This is a genomic window from Shigella sp. FC1967, from assembly GCF_001743005.1.
In the GTDB taxonomy this organism is placed as follows: Bacteria; Pseudomonadota; Gammaproteobacteria; order Enterobacterales; family Enterobacteriaceae; genus Proteus.
The window spans coordinates 1-2314 of the sequence record NZ_MIIZ01000873.1 but is presented as its reverse complement, the minus strand read 5'-3'; the positions used below and the strand labels follow the sequence as shown (position 1 = coordinate 2314).

The 2314-nt window shown below is 38.8% G+C and carries 2 protein-coding genes and 1 rRNA gene; all 3 read left to right on the top strand.

Annotated elements, in window-relative coordinates:
* Positions 1–13 precede the first annotated feature (13 nt).
* The 3 genes from rrf (at position 14) to birA (ending at position 2285) form a co-directional block, all read left to right on the top strand.
* Positions 14–129 (top strand): 5S ribosomal RNA (gene rrf / locus BHE89_RS14980).
* Between the two features lie 162 nt (positions 130–291).
* Positions 292–1326: a UDP-N-acetylmuramate dehydrogenase gene (gene murB, locus BHE89_RS14975; protein ID WP_069368856.1), complete on the top strand. Its 1035-nt coding sequence runs from the start codon at positions 292–294 to the stop codon at positions 1324–1326.
* Complete coding sequence (gene birA / locus BHE89_RS14970; protein WP_069368857.1) at positions 1323–2285, top strand: bifunctional biotin--[acetyl-CoA-carboxylase] ligase/biotin operon repressor BirA; 963 nt, start codon at positions 1323–1325, stop codon at positions 2283–2285. The genes murB and birA overlap by 4 nt, the downstream gene beginning before the upstream one ends.
* Positions 2286–2314: the final 29 nt, after the last annotated feature.

Below are 2314 nucleotides of genomic sequence, written 5' to 3'. Positions count from 1 at the left end.
AAAACAGAATTTGCTTGGCGGCCATAGCGCAACGGTCCCACCTGATCCCATGCCGAACTCAGAAGTGAAACGTTGTAGCGCCGATGGTAGTGTGGGGCCTCCCCATGTGAGAGTAGGGAACTGCCAGGCATTAAATAAGACGAGAAAGCCAACCCAATGGGTTGGCTTTTTTGCGTTCTAAGATCTCTGAAATACAGATGTGAGATCTCCATACTAATCACTTATCACTTTGCTATCCTCAGTGATACTTGGCTGTTAAACTAAGCTATCAGCTAAATGAGGTAGACTTTCATGAAAGAATCGGTTTCATTGCAAGCATTTAATACATTTGGTTTGAGAGCAAAAGCTCACCAAATAGAAACTGCAAATAATAAAGATGAGCTTTGTATTTATTGGCAAAAGGCCCATGAGCAGAAATTACCAACCCTTATTCTAGGTGGTGGTAGTAACATACTATTTACCGAAGATTTTGATGGTATAGTCATTCGCAACTGTATTGCTGGTATTGAAATTACTGAAGATGAGCAATATTGGTCTGTTCATGTAGGAGCAGGCGAAAACTGGCATGCACTAATTGAATATCTGTTAGAACAAAACATCTATGGACTGGAAAATTTAGCGCTGATCCCAGGAAATGTAGGTTCAGCACCAATACAAAATATTGGCGCTTATGGTAAAGAATTAAAAGATGTTTGTGCTTATGTTGATATTGTTGAGTTAAGCACAGGTCATGTTCATCGATTAACTAATAATGAATGTCAGTTTGGTTATCGTGATAGTATTTTCAAACATCATTACCAGCAAGGCTTCGCTATTATTGCTGTCGGTTTACAGCTTAGTAAAAAATGGGCGCCTATTCTTACGTACGGTGATTTATCAAAATTATCATTAGAAACGGTAACACCAAAAGATGTGTTTGTATCTGTATGTTCCATGAGAACGAGCAAACTACCAAATCCTACTATAACAGGTAATGCGGGTAGTTTTTTCAAGAATCCAATTGTTGATATTCGTATTGCACAACATTTAAAAGCAGAATACCCTTTCTGCCCTCAATATGTTCAACAAGATGGTGTAAAACTTGCCGCAGGTTGGCTGATTGATCAATGTGGTCTTAAAGGTCATCAGATTGGTGGTGCCGCTGTTCATATGAAACAAGCACTTGTTCTCATCAATAAAGACGGTCTAGCCACAGGCAAAGACATTGTTAATTTAGCTGCATATATCCGTCAAAAAGTCTTCGAGCGCTTCGGTGTACAATTAGAGCCAGAAGTGCGTTTTATGGGTAAATATGGCGAAATCAATGCAGTGGACGCTATTTCATGAAAGAAACACCAACACCCTTATTATTAATTGAACTCCTTGCGGACGGAAATATCCATTCAGGGGAGCAACTAGGCGATAGCTTAGGAATGACTCGTGCAGGTATTAATAAACATATTCAGACATTACGCAGTTGGGGTATTGATGTTCAAACTGTCGCGGGAAAGGGCTATCAGCTAGATGCCCCGATGAATTTGTTAAATGTGGATAGTGTAAACAAGAACATCAAAGGTGAACCTGCTAGCGTTATTCCTGTTATAGATTCTACAAACCAATACTTAATCCAACGTATTAGTGAGCTAAAATCGGGTGATGTCTGCATTGCTGAATACCAGTCTGCTGGTCGAGGTAGAAGAGGGCGCCAATGGATTTCTCCTTTTGGTCGAAATTTATACTTGAGTATGTATTGGAAACTCGATCAAGGCCCTGCTGCTGCAATAGGATTGAGTTTGGTGGTTGGTGTTATTATGGCTGAAGTATTGCAAAAACTTGGCGCAGATGGCGTTAAAGTTAAATGGCCTAACGATCTCTATTTAAATGATAAAAAGCTTTCAGGCATTCTTGTTGAGCTAACAGGAAAAACAGGTGATGTTGCACATATTGTTACAGGTATTGGTATCAATATAGCAATGAGTAAAAATCAAAATGAAGCGATTAACCAACAATGGATTAATTTAGAGCAGGTTGGCATTAGAATTGATAGAAATGAACTTGCTTGTGAAATTACTAATGCATTAAGAGACGCATTTGTTCAATTTGAAAAACAAGGGCTATCTGTGTTTATTGAACGTTGGAAACGTTTAGATAACTTTATGGATCGTAGAGTGAAGCTTATTATTGGTGAAAAAGAGATCTTTGGCATTGCCAAAGGAATCAATGATCAAGGCGCTTTGCTTTTAGAGCAAGATGGAAAAATTATACCTTATATAGGTGGTGAGATTTCGCTGAGAAGTGCATCGTAATGCTTTAAATAGCACCGAATTTCTAAAAC